We start from the raw sequence: 714 nt of genomic DNA on the forward strand, positions 1-714 counted from the left end.
GGAACCACATCACCCGTTACCACGGCGGCAACGTCAAACGCATCATCACCCAGGTGACGCCGCAGACCAACGGCAGCTACACGCCGATCCGCTTCGAAGAAGAGATCGCCGTGCCGCAACTGATGAAGGATCTCGACCCGGAAAAAGCGGCCAACGTGCTGACCTTCTTCAAGCAATCGGTAACGGCGCCAGCGCGTCTGGCGGGTAACGTGCTGCTGGTGCACGAGACCCTCGATCAGGTTAAGGAGCCGCGTCTGGCGTGGATCTACAACGCCGGTCAGCGTCGCGTGCGGCGTGCACCGCAAGTGGCGTATGACGGCCCGGGTACTGCGGCCGATGGCCTGCGCACTTCGGACAACTTCGACATGTTCTCCGGCGCCCCGGATCGGTACGACTGGAAACTGGTCGGCAAGAAAGAAATGTACATCCCCTATAACAGCTACAAACTCGACTCGCCAAGCCTCAAGTACGACGACATCGTCAAGGCCGGCCACATCAACCAGGACCTGACGCGTTATGAGCTGCACCGCGTGTGGGAAGTGATCGGTACGGTCAAGCCGAGCGAGCGGCACATCTACGCCAAACGCCACATGTACATCGACGAAGACAGCTGGCAGGTCGCACTGGCCGACCATTACGACGGTCGCGGACAACTGTGGGCCACTTCAGCCAGTCCCGCCACATCCTACCCAGAACACACGTCGACGACATACA

Annotated in this window: 1 protein-coding gene; it reads left to right on the top strand. The window is 60.4% G+C overall.

Going from position 1 to position 714, the window contains the following annotated elements; all coding sequences use genetic code 11:
• On the top strand, nt 1-714 hold a 714-nt coding region (locus tag F2P67_RS27510), incomplete at both ends, for a DUF1329 domain-containing protein (protein ID WP_166226394.1).

Source organism: Pseudomonas atagonensis (assembly GCF_011369485.1).
GTDB classification, from domain to species: Bacteria; Pseudomonadota; Gammaproteobacteria; order Pseudomonadales; family Pseudomonadaceae; genus Aquipseudomonas; species Aquipseudomonas atagonensis.